The organism is Microcoleus sp. AT8-B5, from assembly GCF_036705565.1.
Classification (GTDB): Bacteria; Cyanobacteriota; Cyanobacteriia; order Cyanobacteriales; family Microcoleaceae; genus Microcoleus.
Map to the genome: position 1 here is coordinate 1 of NZ_JAUBUY010000098.1, position 6,176 is coordinate 6,176.

9 protein-coding genes are annotated in these 6,176 nt (G+C 43.8%); 1 reads left to right on the forward strand and 8 read right to left on the reverse strand.

Annotated features, from left to right (window positions below):
• Nucleotides 1-107 precede the first annotated feature (107 nt).
• From QUB39_RS30075 to QUB39_RS30085, 3 genes are all read right to left on the reverse strand, one after another.
• Nucleotides 108-902, reverse strand: a complete 795-nt coding sequence (locus QUB39_RS30075; RefSeq protein ID WP_333057516.1) for a YdcF family protein — start codon at nt 900-902, stop codon at nt 108-110.
• A gap of 86 nt (nt 903-988) precedes the next feature.
• Nucleotides 989-1,315: a hypothetical protein gene (locus QUB39_RS30080; RefSeq protein WP_333057513.1), complete on the reverse strand. Its 327-nt coding sequence runs from the start codon at nt 1,313-1,315 to the stop codon at nt 989-991.
• An 87-nt stretch (nt 1,316-1,402) separates the two neighbouring features.
• Complete coding sequence (locus tag QUB39_RS30085; RefSeq protein WP_333211318.1) at nt 1,403-2,962, reverse strand: AAA family ATPase; 1,560 nt, start codon at nt 2,960-2,962, stop codon at nt 1,403-1,405.
• 152 nt (nt 2,963-3,114) lie between these two features.
• Here QUB39_RS30085 and QUB39_RS30090 point away from each other — a divergent pair, with 152 nt between their 5' ends.
• Complete coding sequence (locus QUB39_RS30090; RefSeq protein ID WP_333057509.1) at nt 3,115-4,131, forward strand: adenosine kinase; 1,017 nt, start codon at nt 3,115-3,117, stop codon at nt 4,129-4,131.
• A 78-nt stretch (nt 4,132-4,209) separates the two neighbouring features.
• On the opposite strand, the gene QUB39_RS30095 is transcribed toward QUB39_RS30090, so the two are convergent.
• From QUB39_RS30095 to QUB39_RS30115, 5 genes are all read right to left on the reverse strand, one after another.
• Nucleotides 4,210-4,506 (reverse strand): hypothetical protein, encoded by a 297-nt coding sequence (locus QUB39_RS30095; protein WP_333057507.1) that lies wholly within the window; start codon nt 4,504-4,506, stop codon nt 4,210-4,212.
• Complete coding sequence (locus tag QUB39_RS30100) at nt 4,506-4,916, reverse strand: hypothetical protein (RefSeq protein WP_333211320.1); 411 nt, start codon at nt 4,914-4,916, stop codon at nt 4,506-4,508. The genes QUB39_RS30095 and QUB39_RS30100 overlap by 1 nt, the downstream gene beginning before the upstream one ends.
• Before the next feature lie 19 nt (nt 4,917-4,935).
• Nucleotides 4,936-5,238 (reverse strand): hypothetical protein, encoded by a 303-nt coding sequence (locus QUB39_RS30105; RefSeq protein WP_333057505.1) that lies wholly within the window; start codon nt 5,236-5,238, stop codon nt 4,936-4,938.
• 57 nt (nt 5,239-5,295) lie between these two features.
• Entirely contained in the window at nt 5,296-5,505 is a 210-nt protein-coding gene (locus QUB39_RS30110) for a hypothetical protein (RefSeq protein WP_333211322.1), read from the reverse strand.
• A partial coding sequence (locus QUB39_RS30115; protein WP_333211324.1) for a calcium-binding protein occupies nt 5,483-6,176 on the reverse strand: 694 nt, incomplete at its 5' end. The genes QUB39_RS30110 and QUB39_RS30115, both read right to left, overlap by 23 nt.

The following is a 6,176-nucleotide window of genomic DNA, read 5'->3' on the forward strand; positions in this document are numbered from 1 at the left end:
CGTCCCGCCCGTCCTTTCTGGGCGGGCGGGACGCCCATCCCACAAGAAAAAAGGGAAATTATTTAATTGACGATCCTAAAATCCCAAATCTAAAATCTAAAATTCTGTTAAAGCCATCCCCGCAGACGATAAACGATTAAGCCGATGTATTCTTTCAAAGCTTTAGTTGACTGGTTTAACTGATAGGTGTCCGGCAATAAATCCAAGGCGACTGATTGCCAATTGCTTTGGGATGCTGCGATATCCTGCTGCGTTATCTGAAAGTCTGTTGGTGCGGCAATTGCTTTTATTCCCTGACGCTGGAAAATTAAGAGCGATCGAGTCATGTGCATCGCCGATGTCACTAGCAAAACCGGCCCTTTTATGCCTTTAGCATCTAAAAGTTTCCGCACGTTGACGGCATTTTGATAAGTGTTGTGTGAATCGGGGTCTTGCAGAATTGCTGATGCCGGTACACCCATTGTTTGGGCAATTTCTGCCATGTCTGCCGATTCAGGAGGCCCGCCACCTTTCCAATCTACTCTACCGCCACTAAGAATGAGCAGAGAAGCTTTGCCTTGCTTGTAAAGTCGGGAACCATAGATTATTCGATCGCCCGCTTCCGCTAATTCTACCCAAGGACGGGGAGGTAAAGCTGCTTTGACACCACCGCCCAAGACGATAATCGCTTCAGCTTGAGGGAGTTCGGCGGTTGGTAAGTTTTGCCATTCGAGCGATCGAACTAACGATTTTGAAACCCAACCGCTACTTCCGAGAAGTAAAATAATTAGAGCCGCAGCAATTGGCGCCGCCGCCCATTTCGGACGCTTCCAAAGTGTGATTAAAGCCGCCATCATTAACAGGCAACTCAACCCCAAAGGATAAATAAACAGCGGCAAGAGTTTCGACAGAAATACAAACATTCAATGAGAAATTGGCATTGGGAATTGGGCATTGGGCATTGGGCATTAGTGACTGTTAACTGTTAACTAATGACTAATGACTAAAGCTAGCGCCGATCCTCTGGTCCAGATAACCAGCCAAAAAATGTAGCAGCATCACCCCTAGAGGTTTTGCTATATTTATGGGCGTCCGTTTGCACTACTTCTTTATTGAGGATAGCATCCGAGGTTTTGTCCTTGGAATTTATATTCGGGTTGAGTAGTAATTCGTTGTGCCACCAAGCGACAATTAAACCTGCTGCCACGCCACCGATGACACCCAAGCCGAGACTCAGGACTAGCGTACATCCTACTAAGCGAAACCCAACGGTAAACAACACAAACCATATCAGCGCGGGGCTAAAGCCCTTGGAGTCTCCGGTAAATTTTGGCATAAGCTGCAACTTTTTTTTGTAATAAAACAGAAAGATATTTACAATATTAGCAGACAAGTAAGATTGCCAAGGGCGATCGAACTGCAACTACTCCCCACAAATCAAGTTTAATTGTACCTCTAAGTCTTGTAGGGTATCTATAATGTTTACAGAAATTTGCTCTAATTCTGTAAAAGGTTCAAAAGCTGCTTGCTGCGAGTTCAATAATTCTGCCGTCGCGTCGGCAATATCGCCCCGGCGCTGTTGCAGTCGTTCTCGCAATACTTCAAGTGGTGCGGTACAGTAAATGATTTGCAAGGGTAAGCCGTGGGATTGAGCCTGATTCATCGCATCGGTTCTCCAGTTTGGGCGATCGAACTTTGCATCTAAAATCACATCCCAACCTCGGTCAGCCAAAATTATCCCCAACTTTAACAATCTACCATAAGTCTGTGCCGTCATTTCATCCGAGTACAAATCTGGCCCCCCGCGTTCATTTAAAGAAATTCCGCCTAAATGTTTGCGAACAGCATCGGATCGAATGTGAATTGCCCCAGTGCGGCGAGCCAAATATCGAGCCGCTGTACTCTTGCCAGAACCCGATAAACCCGACATCAAAGTTAACTTTCCCCGGCGCGGTTTTGTGTATTGCCAAGCCAGTTTATAGTAATGAGCTGCTGTCTGTGAAATCTCGGCTTTTTGGGCAGTTGAAATAGCAGAATCGTCCAACATTAACGAAGTTACTTTTGCTCTAACATAAGCTTGACGGCTCAAATACAGAGGTAACAGTTGCAGTCCTTCCCAATCCCCTGTTTGTTCGATGTAAGTATTCAGAAAAGCATTACCCAAGTCTCTGCGACCCCGCGATTCCAAATCCATTACTGTAAAAGCCACATCGTACATCACATCAACAAAGCGAAAAGGCTCGTTAAATTCAATGCAGTCGAATAGCAATATTTTCTCTTGCCACAATGCTATATTTCGCAAGTGCAAATCTCCGTGGCACTCGCGAATTTTATTATTGGCAATCCGCAGATTAAATAACTCTTGATTTTTCTCAAAAAACGTATCAGTATAATCTTTAGTTTCCTGATATTGTGTCTGAGTCTGCGGCCCGCCGATATATTTTTGCGAAATCAGGTAATTGTTGTTTATTGCTGTGCGAATCTGACTGACTTCGCCAAATGTGCGAATGTAGCTATTACTAATTGCCGTGCTGTGAAAATTGGCAACTTCCCGCCCTAAGTCTGCCATAAGTTGCTCGGTCAACATTCCGCGTTCCAACAAACTGAGCAACAGCGAATGTTGAGGAAATTCCCGCATTTTCAGCACATATTCTACAGCAACTTCAGCCGGAGTTAGAGCAGGTAATTTGCTGCCAAATTGAAACGAATCCCCAATTTTAACAATTGGCAAAACTTCTAGATAAATTTCCGGTGCTGTGCGTCGGTTCAGCAGCAATTCTTCGTTGCAGAAATGGTGCCGTTTTTCCAATGTTGAATAGTCCAAAAATCCAAAATTGACAGGTTTCTTGATTTTGTAAGTATAATCTCCTGTCAGCAAAACAAAGGAAGCGTGAGTCTGAATTAGCTGCACTGGTTCTGTCACCCCGTGCGGGTAAAAACCGGGCTGCAACATTTGCTGAATCAGAGGTGGGAGACAAGTCATAGCGATTTTAGATTTTGGATTTTAGATTTTAGATTGGGGATTTTGGATTGTGAATTTTAGATTTTAAGTTGGGGACTTTAGATGGGGAGTGGGGATGTTGACTTTAATCCGATTTATTATAGAGTTGATAGTTAGTGTAAAAAAAAGCAGCGATGACAGAAAATAATCAAGAATCTGGTTCCGTGGATGTGTTTGGCGTGGGAAATGCCCTGGTAGACATCCTAGCATTGGTGGAAGATGAATTTGTACTCGGCCACGGGCTGAATCGCGGCGGGATGACGCTGATGAATTCGGAAACCCAGGGGGGGATTTTGCACGATTTAGAACACAATTCGCTGCAAATGCGATCGGGCGGTTCGGCGGCAAATACGATGATTGGTTTGGCTCAGAGTGGCGGTAAAGCGTATTATTCGGGGAAGGTTGCTAAGGATACTAACGGCGAATTTTATCGGCAAGATTTGCTGGCGGCGGGGATTGATTTTAACGTGCATCCTGCTGCTGAGTCGAACGGGCCTACGGGTACTTGTGTAGTGCTGACTACGCCGGATGCGGAACGCACGATGTGTACTAATCTGGGGGTTTCTACTACTCTGGCTGCGACTGATATTGATGTCGATCGACTGGCTCACTGCAAGTACAGTTATGTTGAGGGCTATCTTTGGGATGCTCCCGATCCGAGAAAGGCTAGCATTGAGACGATGGAACAGTCTAAGCGTCTGGGCGTGAAGGTGGCTTTTACTTTTTCGGATGGCTTTTTGGTCGATCGATTTGCTGATGATTTTCACAAGGTGGTTTCGGAATATTGCGATGTAATTTTTTGCAATGCTGATGAAGTTCGGAGCTTTTTTAAGGAGGAATCTCTGTCAGAGTGCGCTCGGAAAATGAGCGAGATTTCGGATTTGGCTTTTATCACGAATGGGGATAAAGGCTGCATGGTGGTGGAGAACAAACAGATTGTTGATGTGGCTGGATTTCCGGTAAAGGCGATCGATACTGTGGGTGCTGGGGATGCTTTTGCGGGGGGTGTTTTGTTTGGAATTACTAACGGTTTGAGTTCTGTACAAGCGGCGCGCTGGGGCAATTATTTGGCTTCTAGGGTGGTGCAGATTCATGGGCCTCGGCTTGAGGGTTCTCAGGCTCATCTTTTGAGTGAGGTGATTTCTGGCTAGGAATTGAAATGGGCGATCGCACTTTTTGTGTTAAGGGCGATCGCACTTTTTTTAACCACAGACGAGCGCTGGTTTTTGTCAATTTTGCAGAATGTATTGACTGATAATATTTTTGAGTTCTTGAGGAGCTTCTTTGGCAATCGCCGCTCCTAAATCTGGACGCACAACCCACCACCAAACCAGTTGTTCTAAACGAGCGGGAGGATTTTCATTAGGACACAATTCGATCGTACTTTCATTGACACCAATAATGTTAGCACAAAGGTCATTAGCAATGCTAACACGAGCGTCTAGATTTTCAAACTGTACGATGTCTTGCCAGCTAATTTCATTGGGAATAGAATTGAGGATTGATTGGATATCTAGAGTCAGCATTAAACTGTTCCTCCGAAAGCTATAATAACTCTAATGCCAAAGTTTTGTTGTTCTGCAAAAGATTGAGTGCTGAGCCACCCTCTCACGGTTAGAGTATTCGTACCTGTTAATTCTGGTTGGACGGAGTTGTAGAAATTGGTAATTTCCTGATGAATTGACCCAGTACCGTGTTCTAGCCGGACGAGATTGCCTGTATTGTGTATTGCTTCTGCCCCGAATCTCTGTAAATTTGATGTTGTTTGCCCAACTATATGATGCCACGCTAACCCCGATCCTGCCACCCCGATCGTTCTTTTAAATTCACCAAAGGTTTGAAAGCCTTGTCCGGGTGTTATGGGTGAGATGACAGTCCTTGATTCTAGTTCTCTAGCTAGTCGTCTCGCTATTTCTCGTCGAGTTTCGTCGGTCATTTATGCGAGTTAGATTTCACTACTTTGATTTAATTTTACGATCGTTTATCACGCTTAAATCCCGATCGGCATATTCCGAAAAGTCACCCAAATCGTGTACTTCACCTTTAGCTGCTTGTGCGAGGCCGCACTTGACTGAGGCTAATGCTTGGGGGTTTTGCCACAACCACTGTTCGCGATCGGGTATGTTGGTTATTGGGTCTAATAAAATTTGTCCGGCTTCGTTGACAAGAACGCGATACTCTGTTGACTTGGGTTCGAGGTTTAAACTTAGGTGTCCTTGGGTATCTGTGCTGATTAAGTTTTTCAGAATCGAAAACATATCTTTCACCTATTATAAAGTTAGGTAAAACTCTCAAGGGTAGAGTTTTACTCAATTCTAACAAATTAGATGTTGTTTGTCTATTCTGATTTTAAGGGCGATCGCACTTTTTGTCGTAAGGGCGATCGCCCTTTTTAGCAACTGCAGATGAACGGGGATGGAGAAGGATGGGGGAAGGGCGATCGCTCTTTTTGTCGTAAGGGCGATCGCACTCAAATGATAGATAGCTTTTAGGCGAATCACTTTAGATTCTTTGAAAAAACTCATCCCTAATCTTTTGCTCCTCATCATTGCTGAAAGTACGATTAAATTTCGCTAAATATTCATCCCCTAACACCATAACAGTTGCTACGGGACGCACCCCAAAGTCACCAAAAGGTATATTTAATGGTTCAAAGATTTGCAAGAATATGATTTTATTCTTATCATTCCACAATTTACCAGATAAGCTTATTCTATCAACACCTCCTCCAAAGAAATTACCAAATCCAAAGTCTGTGATAATATCAGCTTTTGTTTTTGATAAATCATCAGAAGAGGAATATTTAGATAAATCGTCATCTTGTGAAAAAACAAATATATCACTGCCATTGCCACCTGATAGAATGTCTTGACCTTTTCCACCAATCAGGGTATCATCACCAAAACCTCCATTTAATATATCTGAACCCGCGCCACCTATGAGGACATCGTTATTATCATCTCCATTAAGAGTATCGTTTCCATCTCCTCCGTTAATAGTGTCATCTCCTTTGCCACCCCAGATTAGATCCTGGTTATCGTCCCCGAAAATAATGTCATTGTCCTGTTCGCCGTAGATGGTATCGTTGCCTTTACCGCCGTTGATTGTATCGTTCCCAGTAACGGGACTTAAACATAAAATACGATAAAAATAGGTTATAATGCTTACATAGCAAGCATATAACGTTAAAAAATGA

Excerpts from the sequence above, each read along its gene's own strand:
- QUB39_RS30075 (WP_333057516.1), bottom strand. The coding sequence starts at position 902 with ATGTTTGTATTTCTGTCGAAACTCTTGCCGCTGTTTATTTATCCTTTG.
- QUB39_RS30080 (WP_333057513.1), bottom strand. The coding sequence starts at position 1,315 with ATGCCAAAATTTACCGGAGACTCCAAGGGCTTTAGCCCCGCGCTGATA.
- QUB39_RS30085 (WP_333211318.1), bottom strand. The coding sequence starts at position 2,962 with ATGACTTGTCTCCCACCTCTGATTCAGCAAATGTTGCAGCCCGGTTTT.
- QUB39_RS30090 (WP_333057509.1), top strand. The coding sequence starts at position 3,115 with ATGACAGAAAATAATCAAGAATCTGGTTCCGTGGATGTGTTTGGCGTG.
- QUB39_RS30095 (WP_333057507.1), bottom strand. The coding sequence starts at position 4,506 with ATGCTGACTCTAGATATCCAATCAATCCTCAATTCTATTCCCAATGAA.
- QUB39_RS30100 (WP_333211320.1), bottom strand. The coding sequence starts at position 4,916 with ATGACCGACGAAACTCGACGAGAAATAGCGAGACGACTAGCTAGAGAA.
- QUB39_RS30105 (WP_333057505.1), bottom strand. The coding sequence starts at position 5,238 with ATGTTTTCGATTCTGAAAAACTTAATCAGCACAGATACCCAAGGACAC.
- QUB39_RS30110 (WP_333211322.1), bottom strand. The coding sequence starts at position 5,505 with ATGAGTTTTTTCAAAGAATCTAAAGTGATTCGCCTAAAAGCTATCTAT.